Raw genomic sequence first — 16,487 nt, 5'->3', positions numbered from 1 at the left:
GCCATTACCTGATACCTGTACAATTAATCATTTTGTACTAGTTAACTAGTTCAAGAGTGTAAAGTCAACACTTTCCGTGAATAAAATGTGTTCACCCCGGAATCGCCCCCGCTGTCGTTCAAAACGCGTTAGCGTAATAGACAAACGCCAGCTTATTGCCGTCAGGGTCTCTGACATAGGCGCTATGAAAACCTTGTCCATAATGCGGTCTGTGGCCCGGCGCGCCTTCATCCGTTCCCTCCAGGCTGAGAGCAAGCGCGTGAAGCTGCTGAATATGTTCAAACGAGCGGGCATTCAGCGCGACCATCGTACCATTACCGACGCTGGCAACGTGACCATCAAAGGGTTTACCTACGCACAGTCCGGTGGTGCAGTTTTCACTGAACGTTCCCCATGATGCGCCCTCTTCACCCCGACCTGCCTTCGGGTGTCCAAGCAATTCCATTAATGGATCATAGAAAGCGATCGCGCGTGGCAGATCGTTAGTGCCCAGCATGACGTATGAAAACATACTCCCTCCTCATTGTGATGCCACGGGGATTATCCGTTTTATGTCCCCAGGCAAGTATCGCCGTCAGGTAGCAGCAGTCTACTTAACATACAGAACGATGGCGCAGCGTTAAGCGTGACAGATCAATAGATCAGGTCAATACCACTGTGAAGATTGATTGAACTCATATACCCGACGATCGCCGTTTTGCTAGTCTCAGCGTATCTCTTTGCGAGTCAACAGGATGATGACACAGGAATTTTCTTCCATTACTGCGCATCCATACGCCATGTAGTACGGCGCTGACTTTGGTTGGATTAAATAAGATGGATGAAAATGCGGTTCTGACATTGCTCAACGAGCTGGGTATACCTTATCAGTATGTCTCACACCCGGAGGTGAAAACGGTTGCCGATCACAGGCGTTTCACAGCGACGTTTCCGGCCCAGTTGCTCAAAAACCTGTTACTGAAAAATAGCTCGGGTAAGCACTTCTACCTGTACATTCTTGATGGTAATCACAAGGCAGATCTTCGCGGATTAGCGTTGCAGCTTGAAGAATCCCGTCTGTCTTTCGCGTCGCCAGCCGAGTTGATGGAAACGTTAGGCGTTGAACCTGGCTGCGTGACGCCTTTTGCTGTCGCGCATAGCGGCAAAAGAGATATTCAAATAATCATCGACTCATCCGTCTCTGCCAGGCAGTCACTGGGATTTCATCCTCTGGTCAACACCGCGTCAGTCTGTATTTCCCGGTCGGATTTACTACGGCTGCTGGCAGCTTACGGTTATTTTCCGGCAGAAATTCAATCTGATGGCCTACTCCGGTTACTGGCTCACCCGCTTTAGGGCGGGTGAGCCAGTAGCGCATCCTGGATGAGCTTAGCGTAGCAGCACTTTACCCAGCAGATACGTTGTTGCCTGTCCGCCGATATAAACACGCTCTCCCACGCTCTGGCAGCGTAAATCCCCGCCGCGTTCAGCGCCCTGATGCGCCAGCATCTCTGCTTTGTTTAGTCTTTCGGCCCAGTAAGGAATGAGCATACTGTGTGCTGAACCAGTGACGGGGTCTTCCGCTACGGCTTCTCCTGGGCAGAAGAAACGGCTGACAAAATCGTATTTCCCTTCCCCTGGCGCGGTGACGCAAACCATTTTCCCCAGGGGAAGCATGGCATTGATGTCCGGACGTAGCGCATTGATCTGCTGTGGAGTATCCAGGACAACCATGTAGTCGCGCGCCACGCGCACTTCTTTATATTCCGTGATACCCAACGCATCCAGCAGTAAGGACGGCGGCGTGACGGGCTGGGTTTCCCAGGCAGGGAAATCCAGCGTCAACCATTCACCGCTGCGCTCAACGGTTAACGGCCCCACAAACCGGGTATCAAAATGGAGAATCTCACCCGGATAATCCAGATGTTCAAAGATGACGTGAGCTGCCGCAAGTGTGGCATGTCCACACAGATTTATTTCTCCCTGAGTGGTAAACCAGCGCAGCATAAAGCCGTTTTCATTGGGGACAAAATAAGCCGTCTCTGACTGGTTATGCTGTTTAGCCATTTTCAATAATGTTTCATCAGGCAACCATTCGGCTAGCGGACATACCGCTGCAGCATTGCCCCCAAAAGTCTCCGTACTAAAGGCATCAATCATGTAAAAATCAATTTGTTGCATCGCGCGAACCTCGAATCGTTCTTTGAGCACCTCACACTCTACCATACCACGACAGTATGGCGTCTTATCATTTCCAATGCATTCACATTTGGCCGAATGTCAGCACGAGAATTCTGCTATTCAAACTGAGTACAAGATCACATTTAATCACCCCATTACGGTTCAGCATGTTGAACAAGGTATATTTTCACTTCAGCAATGCCGATACTATTTATTCTACCAGCAAGAGGGTTCCATGATGGTTCGCAAAGGGTGTAATTCATTAGTTCGTGCCGAAAAAATATTAACCCACATCGCATGGGTAGGCGTGGCGAGTTATATGGAATTATTAAAAGAATTTCAGTATCCCAAAAGCAGCCTGCTTAATTTATTGAATGTGATGGTGGAGTGCGGCTTCTTAATTAAAAACAAAAACGGCCATTATTCGCTGGGAATAAAGAACTACGAACTGGGTTGCCAGGCGCTGCACCGCCAAAATATCTTTGAGGTGACAAAGCGGCCAATGCAGGAGCTGTCGCTGAAAAGCGGCCTGGTCTGCCATCTGGGGGCAATGGAGAGCTATTCAGCCCTCTATCTCGACAAGGTTGAGAGCCCGAACTCGGTGCCAACAAGCAAAAGCTGGATTGGTAAAAAACTTGAATTGCATATCACCGCGCTGGGTAAGGCGTTATTAGCCTGGAAAACGCGGGAAGAGCTGGATTATTTTTTAGATGCGCTCACGTTGACGCCACACACGCGCAATACGTTTACCGATAAAAAGTTATTTCTGGAAGAGTTGCAAAAAACGCGACTTCGGGGATGGGCCATAGACAATGAAGAATCAACCTATGGTGCGGTATGTTTAAGTATGCCGGTATTCAATATGTATAACCGGGTTAACTATGCGATCTCGCTTTCGGGCGATCCGGTGGTTTATTCAGGAAATAAGATCGACGGTTATCTGGAACTGCTGCGCAAATGCGCCGGGCAAATATCATATGGGCTGGGATACAGAAACGAAAATGAATATTTACGAAAAGGAAACTGAGGTAATGACAAAATTCAGCGGTATTATTCCACCGGTATCCAGCACGTTTCATCGTGACGGAACCATTGATAAAACGGCAATGCGTCAGGTTGCTGACTTCCTGATTAATAAGGGTGTCGACGGGCTGTTTTACCTTGGTACGGGTGGGGAATTTAGCCAGATGAATACCGCCCAGCGAATGGCGTTCACCGAAGAAGCCGTCGCCGTTGTCGGCGGACGGGTCCCGGTATTGATTGGCGTCGGTTCGCCTTCCACTGACGAAGCGGTCAAACTGGCGCGACATGCACAAGCCTGCGGCGCTGACGGCGTCGTCGCTATCAACCCCTACTACTGGAAAGTTGCGGCACGGAATCTTGACGACTACTACCAGCAGATCGCCCGCAGCGTCACACTGCCGGTGATCCTGTACAACTTTCCGGATCTGACCGGTCAGGACTTAACCCCGGAGACCGTGAAACGTCTGGCACTGCAAAATGAGAATATCGTCGGCATCAAAGACACCATCGACAGCGTCGGCCATCTGCGCACGATGATCAACACCGTTAAGTCTGTACGTCCGTCATTTTCGGTATTCTGCGGCTTCGACGACCATTTACTGAATACCCTGCTGCTGGGCGGCGATGGCGCGATATCCGCCAGCGCTAATTTTGCTCCGGAACTCTCTGTCGGTATCTACCGCGCCTGGCGCGAGGGCGATCTGGCAACTGCCGCCACCCTGAATAAAAAGCTCCTGCAACTACCCGCGATTTACGGCCTTGAAACGCCGTTTGTCTCACTGATCAAATACAGCATGCAGTGCGTGGGGTTGCCGGTGGAGACATATTGCCTGCCGCCGATTCTTGACGTCTCAGAAGAAGCCAAAGAAAAAGTCCACGCACTGCTGGCCGCGCAGGGCATTTTATCGGACTGAGGAGAAGATCATGTCTGTTCGCCATATTTTTGCTGACGAAAGTCGCGATATCTACACCGTCAGAACCCACGCCGATGGCCCTGACGGAGAACTGCCGCTTACGGCGGAAATGCTCATCAACCGCCCGAGCGGGGATCTGTTCGGGATGACCATGAATGCCGGAATGGGCTGGTCCCCAGACGAACTGGATCGGGACGGCATTCTACTGCTCAGCACGCTGGGAGGGTTACGCGGGGCAGACGGTAAGCCCATCGCGCTGGCGCTGCACCAGGGTCACTACGAGCTGGATATCCAGATGAAAGCGGCCGCGGAGGTCATCAAAGCGAACCGTGCCCTGCCCTATGCCGTGTATGTTTCCGATCCGTGCGACGGACGTACTCAGGGTACGACGGGTATGTTTGACTCGCTACCGTACCGTAATGACGCCGCCATGGTGATGCGTCGTCTTATCCGCTCTCTGCCCGATGCGAAAGCCGTCATTGGCGTGGCGAGCTGCGACAAGGGACTTCCGGCCACCATGATGGCGCTTGCCGCGCAGCATGACAAAGCGACGGTGCTGGTGCCCGGTGGCGCAACGCTACCCGCAAGGGATGGGGAGGATAACGGCAAGGTGCAGACCATCGGCGCCCGCTTCGCCAATGGCGAGTTATCGCTACAGGATGCCCGCCGTGCGGGTTGTAAAGCCTGCGCCTCCCCCGGCGGCGGCTGTCAATTTCTGGGCACCGCCGGGACATCGCAGGTCGTAGCCGAAGGATTAGGACTGGCCATCCCGCACTCAGCACTGGCCCCTTCTGGCGAACCGGTGTGGCAGGAGATAGCCAGAGCCTCCGCGAAGGCGGCGTTGAACTTATGTAAACAAGGCATCACCACCCGGGAAATACTCACCGATAAAGCGATTGAGAATGCGATGACGGTCCATGCGGCGTTCGGTGGCTCAACAAACCTGTTGCTGCATATTCCGGCGATTGCCCATCAGGCCGGCTGCCATATTCCAACCGTTGACGACTGGATCCGCATCAACAAGCGGGTGCCCCGACTGGTGAGCGTACTCCCCAATGGTCCGGTTTATCACCCGACGGTGAATGCCTTCATGGCGGGAGGTGTACCGGAAGTGATGCTGCATCTTCGCAGTCTGGGATTGCTGCATGAAGACGTGATGACCGTCACCGGCAGCACCCTGAAAGAGAACCTGGACTGGTGGGAACACTCCGAACGGCGGCAACGGTTCAAACAGCTTCTGCGCGAACAGGAGCAGATCGACGCCGACGAGGTGATCATGTCGCCACAGCGGGCACGGGAGCGCGGCCTGACCTCAACGATCACTTTCCCGGTGGGCAATATTGCCCCGGAAGGGTCGGTTATCAAATCCACCGCCATCGACCCCTCGGTGATTGACGATCGGGGCATCTATTACCATAAAGGCGTGGCGAAGGTTTATCTGTCCGAGAAAAGCGCGATTTACGATATCAAGCACGACAAGATTAAAGCGGGCGATATTCTGGTCATCATCGGCGTTGGCCCTTCCGGCACCGGGATGGAGGAAACCTACCAGGTCACCAGCGCCCTGAAACATCTGTCCTACGGCAAGCATGTTTCACTGATCACCGATGCGCGTTTCTCGGGCGTTTCCACGGGGGCGTGCATCGGCCACGCAGGGCCAGAAGCACTGGCCGGAGGGCCAATCGGTAAATTACGCACCGGGGATATTATTGAAATTAAAATTGATTGTCGTGAGCTTCAGGGCGAAGTCAATTTCCTCGGAACCCGTAACGATGAAACATTACCCTCACGGGAGGAGGCCACCGCAATATTAAACGCCCGACCCAGTCATCAGGATTTACTTCCTGATCCTGAACTGCCCGATGACACCCGACTCTGGGCGATGCTCCAGGCGGTAAGCGGCGGGACATGGACGGGTTGTATTTATGATGTAAATAAAATCGGCGCGGCCTTGCGCGATTATATGAATAAGAACTGAAAGCAAAAATAAAAACATCCAGACACCTGAATTATCCGGTTACGCATTATTCATCCTGTGCGCAGCCGGATAATGACGGGTCGTTACCCTATGATGAGAGGACGTTATGCCACTAATTATCGTTGTGGCAGGGATTGCTTTACTCCTGCTTTTAACCATAAAAATTAAGCTCAATACGTTTGTTTCACTAATTATTGTCTCGATTGCTGTCGCCATCGCCAGTGGTATGGATTTGAATAAAGTTGTCACCTCGGTCGAATCCGGACTTGGCGGCACGCTGGGCCATATCGGTTTAATATTTGGCTTCGGCGTCATGCTGGGTCGTTTGCTGGCCGACGCGGGGGGTGCGCAGCGAATAGCGCTGACCATGCTGAATTATTTCGGCAAAAATAAACTTGACTGGGCGGTAGTTTGCTCAGCCTTTATTGTCGGCATTGCACTTTTTTTCGAAGTCGGCTTAATTCTTCTGGTCCCTATTTTATTCGCTATTGCCCGTGAAGCGAAAATATCGCCGATGTTTATGTGCGTGCCCATGCTTTCCGGTTTACTGGTTGCACACGGTTTTTTACCGCCGCACCCCGGCCCGACCGTTATCGCCCGTGAATATGGCGCCGATGTAGGGCTGGTACTGATATACGGTATCATTGTCGGCATCCCGACCTTTATTCTTTGCGGCCCGGTACTGAATAAATTCTGCCAGCGCATTATTCCGGACGCATTTAAAAAAGAGGGCAATATTGCCTCCCTTGGCGCGACCCGTCGGTTCAGCGAAAGCGAAATGCCTGGCTTTGGGATCAGTTTTCTCACCGCGATGCTGCCAGTTATCCTGATGGCGGTCGTCACCATCATCCAGATGACCCATGCCAAAAGCGCCGCGGATTCAGGCTTGTTCTACAACATACTGCTGTTCCTGGGTAACTCGACGATTGCGATGCTGATTTCACTGCTGTTCGCGATTTATACCATGGGTCTGGGCCGCGGAAAGACGATCCCTGAACTGATGGATTCCTGCGGGAAAGCCATTGCGGGTATTGCCGGACTGCTGCTGATTATCGGCGGTGGCGGCGCATTCAAGCAGGTGCTCATCGATTCTGGCGTGGGTCAGTACATTTCCACCCTGGTCTCAGGCATGGATATTAATCCCATCCTGATGGCCTGGGGCGTTGCCGCGTTCCTGCGTATTTGTCTGGGTTCCGCCACCGTGGCGGCGATCTCTACCGCCGGTCTGGTCATCCCACTGCTGGCAGTACATCCTAATACTAACCTGGCATTGATTACGCTGGCGACCGGGGCGGGATCCTGTATCTGCTCCCACGTTAACGACGCCAGTTTCTGGATGATTAAAGACTTCTTCGGCCTGACCACCAAAGAGACACTGTTGTCCTGGACGCTGATGTCGACGCTGTTATCCATCTGTGGGCTGATATTTATTCTGCTCGCCAGCATGATTATATAATTGTGCCTTCGCCAGTGGATCGCGTTGTTGGTTCACTGGCTCCTCTTTTTCACTCATTTTACGGGGATGAGAAAAACACCATTCCTTCATAAGGATGTTGCATACACGCGTTAAGGCGGCTGGTTAAATCGCCGTCATGGATTTCCAGCTTGTGCCCATCGGGATCCAAAAAGTAGAAAGACCGCCCTTCACTCTTATTGATTTTCCATTCGGTGACGCCCAACGCTCTGAGATTATCCACAAACACATCGAAATCGTCGTCTTGAATACTGAACGCGTAGTGGGTGTAATCATCCTTACTGGCAACGGCATCCGCCGAAAGACACAGCCACAAATTGCCCAGACTCAGGTAAGCACCGTGGGCCCATTTGGCCTTAGGCGTAAACCCAAGTGTGTTGACATAAAAAGCAAAACTTCTTGAAACATCACTGACGGCGAGGGTGATGTGGTTCAGCCCATTCAGCATGCTTGAGTCTCTTCAACAGGATGCAGGATTATCAAAACTACCATAGGCGTACTGAATCGCGCAGCGTGTGTGACCTGAAAGCATGAAAAATCATTGGGATATATCTGCACCAGAATCCGTCTGGTTTGAAGGGCGAAATGAGGGGCCGTGTTAAATGCGCGTTTTCCTCCTCCCTCGAAAGGGGGGAGGAAATAACGTCACAGAAACCGTTAAAATTGCCAGGAAAGGTTGGCATTAACGCGGTGATCCTGATGATTATCAGAAAGCAGACCACCATAACTCAACGCCAGCGTTGCCTGTTTGCCAAGACTGACCTCTGCACCGGCTTTTACAATCGCGCCGTCGCGCGATACCGGAACACTGTTAACCACAAATGCGGCATTATGGTCACTAAACATCAGTCCGGCATCGCGATTACGTTCGCCATACTGATGCTGCCAGCCCAGTTCTCCCTGTAACTTAACTGCGTCAATTTGTACATCTGTACGCAACCCTAACATTGAAATGGTGGCATTCGTGCTTTGTTTTTCACCCTGAAGCGCGGCTGCGCCCCCTTTCTCACGAAGGCTGTCGCGCTGAAAATGGGTATACGCCAGATTCGCAAAGGGCTCGAGGTTCACGACTTCCGTCCTGATACGGTATCCCGTCTCGGCAAACAGCTGTGCGGTACGGGCATGATACCCGGCACGCAGGTAATCCGACTGCGCGCCATAACTGACACCACGCTCTGTGTCGATACTGTGCCACGTGTAGCCACCGCCGAGTCGCAAGGACAGATCGCCTTCCTGTTTGCTCGCATAAATTCCCAGGTGCGTGTTATCGCTCGTCCCGCTGGCATGATCCCCGCCATCAACCGTAGTACGGGTATAACCGACTACGCCGCCAAGCTGAATATCATTCACCAGAGCAGAATCGACGCCCAGTAACACGCCCCGGGTCGAGGATTGCCAGCCCGTTGCGTTGTCGTCACCGGAAGCGCGTCCCCATCCGCCCAACAGCTGTACCCACGCCCCGCCCTCGTTCGCCTGGATATCCGTTGAACGACTGATGCCCTCACGCTGACGTAAACGTTCGTTCATTGACTCGCGGAGATAGCGGCTGTCATTAAGCAGTGCGGACGCCACATCCGCATGGATTTGCCCCGCCAGTTGACGATAAGCCTGTCTGGCTTCGTCTTTAGACGTACTAAGCAAAATACTTTCATACACCGGATTGCCAGCAGACAGTCTGTCCGCCGCCGTCGCGACAGCTCGCTGATTGTCCGTCAGGGCAATATCGGCGAATGCCGTACCGTTGCGCCCCACATTCAGAAGTACCCGGTCAGGTTGATAATTGAGCGTGGTGCCAAGGAATAACCATCCAGGCTGTACGCGGTTAAATTGCCCATGGACGCCTTGTTCAGCCGTCAGAATAGTGAACTGTTTTCCCTGGAGACTATGCACTTCGCGCTGGGTGAGCAGGTTTCCTCGCCCTTCCGGTGAAACCGTGACGTCACCGCCATCAAGGGTGGCGATGCCTGCGCTTTGGATCAGGTCACTGCGCCCGTCCGCGGCAATTTCCACTGCATACTGTGCATCACGCTGGAAGTTCAGATCGCCCGCAACGTCTAATGTTCCGACAGAATTGCCAGGCGCAATGGCGCCACCGGATTTCACAGTGAGAGCCCCGGTTTTACCAGAACCGCTCAGTAGGGCGCCCGTTTCTACCGTCACCGATGAATGACGATGATCGCCATTTACGATCAGTTGTCCTCCGGCAACCGTTGTGGTGCCGGAGAAACTGTTGTTTCCCGTCAACTCGAGGGTGCCGGTTCCCTTCTTCACGAATGTCCCCTGGCCACTGATATCATTACCCCAGGAATCGTAGGCGCTGACGCCCCCCTGCGCGGCATCCATTGTCACGGAAACATCCCCGTTAAACGCACCATAACCATCCGCAGCGGCAAAGAGGTTGAGACGCGCCCAGCCGGAGCCATTATCCAGCGCATGTCCCGACTCAATCTCCGTTGTGGCGAGGACATCTCTGCGCTGCCCAGCGCTCAGATAAGGGAAGCGGGAGGCAATCAGGACCTCGGCCCCTTCAGGCACAACGGGAGCGAGATCTGTCGCCCCCGTCGGTGTCAAACCATAGGTCATGCGAAACAGATAGTCGGCTTTATTCTGCCTTTTTCCTGTAACTGAGACGCTCTCTCTGCGGCAACACATTCTGCAATGCTGTTGCCACATCCCTGTTCCAGCAGATTGCGTAAATCCGTGCTGGCGCGTTGCATCAGAGACTGAAAATCGCCGGAGGTCGTCACTGGCGCGCCCAGCATAGACTGAATGCTCTGCTGCAGATAATCAGGATTATTGTTGAGGATTTGCGCAACTGCATAAGTGGTCATAATACGAGCGCCAATCACGTCCAGCGCATAGTGCGCGCCAAGGATAATACGACTGTTACCGTACTCAGACCCGCGCAGGATAAACTCCTGAAACCGTTCTGGCACCATCTCAGCCATCAACAAGGTGCTGGCAAAACCGAACGCAGAATGACCGCTGGGAAATGCCGCATTGCCTTTCAGCGTCGGAATTATCGCCACGGCGGTATCCGTATCAACGCCAAAGTAATCGGGTGCGCTGAAGGTTTCGATTCGGTCAAGCGCAACCTGCACGGGGCGGGAATTACCGACCGTATTACGGTCCTCTTCCGACGGTTGATAGGCCAGGTCATAAACGTTATAGACACCGCCATCAGGCAACTGAATTCCCGTCGCTGGCATCAACGGATTGCCGTTTGCGCTGCCGTTGGCATAAAAGTTTTTGGCAAAGCTGGAATCCGCCTGAATCAACGCGTTAACCTGCGACAACAATTCGCCAAAATGCTCAGAGAAAACCGTGGCACTGTATGTTTGTGCATTCAGACTGTTATGCGCATTGAAAATAGCGCTCATTCTTGTGCCCAACGCATCGGCAATCAACATGCCGTTTGTCATGGAACCGACCAGTGCGGCAATGGTGTTATCCGATACCGCTCGGGCACGTTCAGCGTCGGTAGCGCGATTATTAATGGCTATTGATGTCTCGAGGTTTTCTCGAAGAACCGTTTGACCAGCGGGAGTATTATTCAGTTGACTAAAACCCGTGAGCAATTTTGTGGCTTCAGTGATTCTGTTTTCTGTTGCATGTGCGCTTCCCAGAGATAACGCAATCGCAACCGAGAGTGCGGCGATCCTTGTTGTCATAAGCATTAACGAATTATCCTTAATAACCATGTTAATGAGAAGGTTATTAAGTCACAACGCGGTATGACATATTTATTAATCCGTCTTGCGTAAAATCTTAAAGTGAAATTTAGCGTGAATTTTTATAAACAAGATACGGTTCGCAGGTCACAAAACCATCATCTTTCGGCCATTCTTTTGCAGTAATCCCCTTTCACACTGTCTGGCTTCAGAAACATGTCGACGAGCCCGCAGATGATGATGAAAAAGAACTGGCTTCCCTGGCTTATCCTGTCGCCTTCACTGCTTTTTTTACTGCTGTTTACCTGGTTCCCGCTGATTCGTTCAGTGTATGACAGCCTGTTTGATACACGCATGGCAACCGACGAGGCCCCCTACGTCGGCGCAGGGAATTTCATCCGTCTGTTTGAAGACAGCGTCTTCTGGCAGTCGCTGGTGAACAACCTGATTTACATCGCCCTGACAGTTATCCCCGGAGTGGCACTGGCTTTGCTGCTGGCCGTTGCGTTATGGGAAAACCACCGCGTCAATCGCTGGCTACGCACCGCTTTTTTCTTTCCGATGATTATTCCCATGGTCAGCGCGGCGGCGATTTGGCTGTTCATCTTTATGCCGGGAATGGGAATGTTCGACTACTACCTGGCGAAGCTGTTCGGCCCCATGAATAACAACTGGCTGGGTCGCAGCAACAGCGCGCTGTATGCCCTGGCGCTGATTGGTGTATGGAAATTCGCCGGCTATTACATGTTGTTCTTTCTGGCGGGGTTACAGAGCATTCCGCAGTCGGCACGCGAAGCCGCGATGATGGAAGGCGCCACCCCGACACAGATATTTTTTAAGGTGACGCTACCTCTGCTACGACCGACGCTGAGCTTCGTGATCACAACGGCGCTGATTTATGCCATTACGCAGATAGACCATGTCGCCGTCATGACCCGCGGCGGGCCGGATAACGCCACCAGCGTACTGCTTTATTACATCCAGAATCTCGCCTGGGATACCCACGATCTGGGCAAAGCCTCCGCCGCCACGTTTCTGACGCTGGCAGGACTGTTTGTCTTCTCCTTTTTTAACCTGAAGCTACTGGAGCGAGGAGCGCATCATGAGCGTTGAGATCTCCCCTGCCATTCCCAGAACGCAACGCGCCACGCGACCGCTGTGGCTACGCCTGCGTCAGTCCAGGAAAGTCACGCTGGGTGCGCTGATGACCTGCCTGGCGCTGCTGTGGGTGAGCCCTTTCCTGTGGATGCTGTCCTCGGCGTTTAGCGCCACGACCTTTGGGGAAGGAATGGCCTCCGTACTGCCGCGCTTCCCGTTAACGCTTGATAACTTTCGCGATGCCTGGGCCAGCGCAAACTGGTTCAGCCTGTACGCTAACACGCTGATCTTCGCGTTTGGCACCTTCGCCGTACAGCTACTGACCATCACCACCGCCGGATACGTTTTTGCCTGCCACGAATTTCGCGGCAAGCAAACGCTTTTTCTGCTGTTTCTTGTTCAGTTGATGATCATGCCCGTCGTAATGATGGTGCCGAACATGATGACGTTGAAAACCTTCGGTCTTCTTAACACGCTGACCGGCGTGATGATGCCCTATTTCACATCGGCATTCGGCGTGTTCCTGATGCGCCAGGCGTTCCTTGCCATTCCAAAAGAGCTGGAGGAAGCGGCGTTGATGGAAGGTTGCCGGTGGTGGCAGGTGCTTTACCGCGTCCTGCTGCCGATGTCATGGCCGTCAGTGCTGGCGTTCGCCACTGTCAGCATTACCTATCACTGGAACGAGTATTTATGGCCTCTCATGATGCTTAACGACCCTGACAAGCAGGTGCTGACCGTCGGCCTCGTCTCCTTTGCGATGGGCGCGGAATCGGGCGGACAGTGGGGAACCATTGGCGCAGGAACGCTAATGGTCTGTCTGCCGCTTATGGTGGCCTTTATCGCCTTTCAGAAACAGTTTCTGAGAAGCTTCGGTTTTTCAGGTATTAAATAAGGAGTGATTTCATGCTGTTAGCCCATATTAGCGACACCCATTTCCGCGGTCACGACCAGAAGCTCTACGGTTTTATCGACGTTAACGCCGGAAATGCAGACGTGGTTTCCCAGTTGAATGCGCTGCGTGAACGTCCGCATGCCGTTATCGTCAGCGGAGATATCGTTAACTGTGGCCGCCCGGAGGAGTATCGCATTGCCCGCCAGATCCTCGGCGCGCTCCACTACCCGCTGCTGCTGATCCCGGGGAACCATGATGATAAGGCGCATTTTCTTGAATATCTGCACCCGCTGTGTCCACAACTGGGCACCGACCCGCAAAATATGCGTTATGCCGTCGATGATTTCGCGACTCGCCTACTGTTTATTGACTCCAGCCTTGCGGGTCATTCGAAAGGCTGGTTAACCGAAGAGACGCTAGCATGGCTGGAAGCCCAACTATTCAGCGCCGGTGATAAGCCAACTGCCGTCTTTATGCACCACCCGCCGCTGCCGTTGGGAAATGCTCAGATGGATCCGATCGCCTGTGAAAATGGTCATCGTCTGCTAGCACTGGTGGAACGCTTCCCTTCGCTTATCCGCATCTTCTGCGGTCATAACCATAATCTGACGATGACGCAGTATCGTCAGGCGACCATCACCACGCTTCCCGCAACGGTTCATCAGGTGCCCTACTGCCATGAAGATACACGTCCCTATTACGACATGTCGCCGCCGTCCTGCCTGATGCATCGTCAGGTGGGAGAGCACTGGGTGAGCTACCAGCACTCGCTGGCGCACTACGCCGGGCCATGGCTGTATGACGAGAATACCAGTTGCCCAACGGATGAGTACTCATCACCATGTTAAGACTGAATAATGTCAGCAAAACGTTTGACGGCAAACCGGCGCTGAACTCGCTGTCTCTGGATATTGCCGAAGGGGAATTCGTGGTGCTGGTAGGCCCCTCCGGCTGCGGCAAAAGCACCCTGCTGCGTCTGCTTTCCGGACTGGAAAGCGTCAGCGGAGGCGACATCTGGCTGCAGGAAGAGAACATCACCTTTCTCTCACCACGCGAACGCAACTTTGCGATGATTTTCCAGAACTATGCGCTGTTTCCGCATCTGTCAGTGCGTGACAACATTACCTTCGGGATGAAAATTCGCAAAGAGGATAAAGCCAGTTGGCAACCGCGGCTGGAACAGGTCTCCCGGATGCTGCAACTGGAGCCGCTACTCGATCGCAAACCGGCCAAACTCTCCGGCGGTCAGCGGCAGCGTGTGGCGATGGCGCGTGCAATTGTGCGCAATCCGCGACTTTTTCTCATGGACGAACCGCTCTCCAACCTTGACGCGCGCCTGCGTAGCGAGGTTCGCGATAGCATTATGGCGCTGCATCAACAGCTCAGGACCAGCACCATCTACGTTACGCACGATCAGACCGAAGCCATGTCGATGGCCGATCGTATCGTCGTGATGAACAATGGTTACGTGCAGCAGGTCGGTCGCCCTGAACATCTCTACGCCAGCCCGGCAAACCTGTTCGTCGCCGGTTTCATCGGCTCTCCCGCAATGAACCTCCTCCTTCTGCCTTGCCAGAACGGTCAGGTACAACTCGGTGATATCAGACATCCGCTGCCACCGCTGTCGCGTGACGAAACGCAGGTCTGGCTGGGGATACGCCCTGAACACATCACTGACAGACCGACTGACGGGCTGTACGCCCTGCCCGCCACGGTAATGCAACGAGAACTGATGGGGGCAGATTATCTGCTCCACGTCAGCACGCCTGTCGGCACACTGCGCTACAGCCGCCGCCATCGCGGCATCGTGCCCGAAAAAGGCGACACGCTTACCCTCGGTTTTTCACCGTCGGATCTTCATCTTTTTCATGCTGAGAAACAGCACAATTTACTCCAGGAGATTGACCATGTTTAAGCCCCTGAATACGAAATTGCAGGCGCTCGCCCTAAGCGGCGCGCTGGCCTTTAGCGGATCTGCGTTGGCGAAAGAAAAAATCGATTTTATGTTTCCCGCCCCCGTCGATGGCAAACTGACCATGGAGATGACCCGGGTCATCAACGTATTCAATGAATCTCAACAGGATGTCGAAGTACGGGGCATTTTTACCGGCAACTATGACACCACCAAGATCAAAGCCGAATCCGCGCAAAAGGCGGGACAACCGCCCGCGCTGGTCATCATGTCCGCCAACTTCACCACCGACCTGGCGTTAAAAGATGAAATCCTGCCGATGGACGAGCTGTTCAGGTTCGGTAATCAAAAAGCGGGGCCATTTTTGCTTAACGAGTTCTGGCCCGCCATGCATAAGAACGCTCAGGTGATGGGCGTGACTTATGCGATCCCGTTCCATAACTCCACGCCAATTCTGTATTACAACAAAGCGTTATTTGACCAGGCGGGTATCAAACAACCGCCGCAAACCTGGGCTGAACTGCAGGCGGACGCGAAAAAATTAACCGACGAAAGCAAGGGTCAGTGGGGGATCATGTTGCCATCGACCAATGACGATTACGGCGGCTGGATTTTCTCGGCGCTGGTTCGCGCCAATGGCGGTAAATATTTCAATGAAGACTATCCCGGCGAAGTGTATTACAACGCCCCCTCCACCATTGGCGCCCTGCGTTTCTGGCAGGATTTGATCTATCAGGACAAGGTGATGCCTTCTGGTGTCCTGAACTCAAAACAGATCAGCGCCGCCTTCTTTTCGGGGAAAGTTGGAATGGCAATGCTGAGCACCGGCGCACTGGGCTTTATGCGTGAAAATACCAAAGACTTTGAGCTTGGCGTCGCCATGCTGCCGGCAAAAGAGCAACGTGCGGTGCCGATTGGCGGTGCCAGCCTGGTGAGTTTTAAAGGCATTTCAGACGCGCAGAAAAAAGCGGCATATCAGTTTTTGAGCTGGCTGGTCAGCCCGCAGGTGAACGGAGAATGGAGTCGCTTTACCGGCTACTTCTCGCCGCGTAAAGCCGCGTATGACACACCAGAAATGAAAGCGTACATGCAGCAGGATCCCCGTGCGGCCATCGCCCTTGAGCAGCTGAAATATGCCCATCCCTGGTACTCCACCTATGAAACGGTCGCCGTACGTAAAGCGATGGAAAACCAGCTGGCGGCCGTTGTCAACGATCCAAAAGTGACGCCGGAAGAGGCAGTTAAAACGGCCCAACAGGAAGCCGATGCGCTAATGAAGCCCTACGTTGATAAAAGCGCGCTGGCAGAAGTGAAATAGCTTATTACGCATCGTGTCATTGTGGACAGGCCGACATTACTTTGGCC

Annotated in this window: 15 protein-coding genes; 10 read left to right on the top strand and 5 right to left on the bottom strand. The window is 53.3% G+C overall.

Features of this window, described 5'->3' with window-relative positions:
• Positions 1–118: 118 nt before the first annotated feature.
• Positions 119–511, bottom strand: a complete 393-nt coding sequence (locus ACERJC_RS04260) for a VOC family protein (RefSeq protein ID WP_373671112.1) — start codon at positions 509–511, stop codon at positions 119–121.
• Between the two features lie 305 nt (positions 512–816).
• Between ACERJC_RS04260 and ACERJC_RS04255 the strand changes: the two genes are divergently transcribed.
• Positions 817–1,335, top strand: coding sequence for a YbaK/EbsC family protein (locus ACERJC_RS04255; RefSeq protein ID WP_373671111.1), 519 nt, complete (start codon positions 817–819; stop codon positions 1,333–1,335).
• A gap of 33 nt (positions 1,336–1,368) precedes the next feature.
• Here the strand turns inward: ACERJC_RS04255 and ACERJC_RS04250 are convergent, their stop codons facing one another.
• Entirely contained in the window at positions 1,369–2,160 is a 792-nt protein-coding gene (locus ACERJC_RS04250; protein WP_373671110.1) for a PhzF family phenazine biosynthesis protein, read from the bottom strand.
• 238 nt (positions 2,161–2,398) lie between these two features.
• Here ACERJC_RS04250 and ACERJC_RS04245 point away from each other — a divergent pair, with 238 nt between their 5' ends.
• The 4 genes from ACERJC_RS04245 to ACERJC_RS04230 all read left to right on the top strand — a co-directional run bounded on the left by ACERJC_RS04245 (position 2,399) and on the right by ACERJC_RS04230 (position 7,531).
• Entirely contained in the window at positions 2,399–3,187 is a 789-nt protein-coding gene (locus ACERJC_RS04245; protein ID WP_046478802.1) for an IclR family transcriptional regulator, read from the top strand.
• Between the two features lie 4 nt (positions 3,188–3,191).
• On the top strand, positions 3,192–4,097 hold the full coding sequence (locus ACERJC_RS04240; RefSeq protein WP_072146797.1) for a dihydrodipicolinate synthase family protein: 906 nt from the start codon (positions 3,192–3,194) through the stop codon (positions 4,095–4,097).
• 10 nt (positions 4,098–4,107) lie between these two features.
• The gene (yjhG, locus tag ACERJC_RS04235; protein WP_373671109.1) at positions 4,108–6,075 is read left to right on the top strand and encodes a xylonate dehydratase YjhG; all 1,968 of its coding nucleotides are present in this window, start codon (positions 4,108–4,110) and stop codon (positions 6,073–6,075) included.
• A 106-nt stretch (positions 6,076–6,181) separates the two neighbouring features.
• Positions 6,182–7,531 (top strand): GntP family permease, encoded by a 1,350-nt coding sequence (locus ACERJC_RS04230; RefSeq protein ID WP_057078678.1) that lies wholly within the window; start codon positions 6,182–6,184, stop codon positions 7,529–7,531.
• Between the two features lie 58 nt (positions 7,532–7,589).
• On the opposite strand, the gene fos is transcribed toward ACERJC_RS04230, so the two are convergent.
• The 3 genes from fos to ACERJC_RS04215 form a co-directional block, all read right to left on the bottom strand.
• Positions 7,590–7,997, bottom strand: coding sequence for a fosfomycin resistance glutathione transferase (gene fos / locus ACERJC_RS04225; protein ID WP_373671108.1), 408 nt, complete (start codon positions 7,995–7,997; stop codon positions 7,590–7,592).
• Between the two features lie 209 nt (positions 7,998–8,206).
• Positions 8,207–10,132, bottom strand: a complete 1,926-nt coding sequence (locus tag ACERJC_RS04220) for an autotransporter outer membrane beta-barrel domain-containing protein (protein ID WP_373671107.1) — start codon at positions 10,130–10,132, stop codon at positions 8,207–8,209.
• Positions 10,129–11,226, bottom strand: a complete 1,098-nt coding sequence (locus tag ACERJC_RS04215; protein ID WP_373671106.1) for a phosphatase PAP2 family protein — start codon at positions 11,224–11,226, stop codon at positions 10,129–10,131. The genes ACERJC_RS04220 and ACERJC_RS04215 overlap by 4 nt, the downstream gene beginning before the upstream one ends.
• Positions 11,227–11,460: 234 nt before the next feature.
• Here ACERJC_RS04215 and ACERJC_RS04210 point away from each other — a divergent pair, with 234 nt between their 5' ends.
• The 5 genes from ACERJC_RS04210 to ACERJC_RS04190 are packed head-to-tail and all read left to right on the top strand — an operon-like array spanning position 11,461 to position 16,440.
• Positions 11,461–12,333, top strand: coding sequence for a carbohydrate ABC transporter permease (locus ACERJC_RS04210; protein WP_373671674.1), 873 nt, complete (start codon positions 11,461–11,463; stop codon positions 12,331–12,333).
• Entirely contained in the window at positions 12,323–13,210 is an 888-nt protein-coding gene (locus ACERJC_RS04205; RefSeq protein WP_152405190.1) for a carbohydrate ABC transporter permease, read from the top strand. Before ACERJC_RS04210 ends, ACERJC_RS04205 begins: the two co-directional genes overlap by 11 nt.
• An 11-nt stretch (positions 13,211–13,221) precedes the next feature.
• The gene (gene gpdQ, locus ACERJC_RS04200; protein WP_373671105.1) at positions 13,222–14,058 is read left to right on the top strand and encodes a glycerophosphodiester phosphodiesterase GpdQ; all 837 of its coding nucleotides are present in this window, start codon (positions 13,222–13,224) and stop codon (positions 14,056–14,058) included.
• Complete coding sequence (locus ACERJC_RS04195; protein WP_373671104.1) at positions 14,052–15,125, top strand: ABC transporter ATP-binding protein; 1,074 nt, start codon at positions 14,052–14,054, stop codon at positions 15,123–15,125. Before gpdQ ends, ACERJC_RS04195 begins: the two co-directional genes overlap by 7 nt.
• Positions 15,118–16,440, top strand: a complete 1,323-nt coding sequence (locus tag ACERJC_RS04190) for an ABC transporter substrate-binding protein (RefSeq protein WP_373671102.1) — start codon at positions 15,118–15,120, stop codon at positions 16,438–16,440. Before ACERJC_RS04195 ends, ACERJC_RS04190 begins: the two co-directional genes overlap by 8 nt.
• Positions 16,441–16,487: the final 47 nt, after the last annotated feature.

This window comes from Citrobacter telavivensis, from assembly GCF_041807075.1.
Lineage (GTDB): Bacteria > Pseudomonadota > Gammaproteobacteria > Enterobacterales > Enterobacteriaceae > Citrobacter_A > Citrobacter_A telavivensis.
Note: the sequence above shows the minus strand (reverse complement) of the source record. Positions and strands in the feature narration are given on the sequence as shown.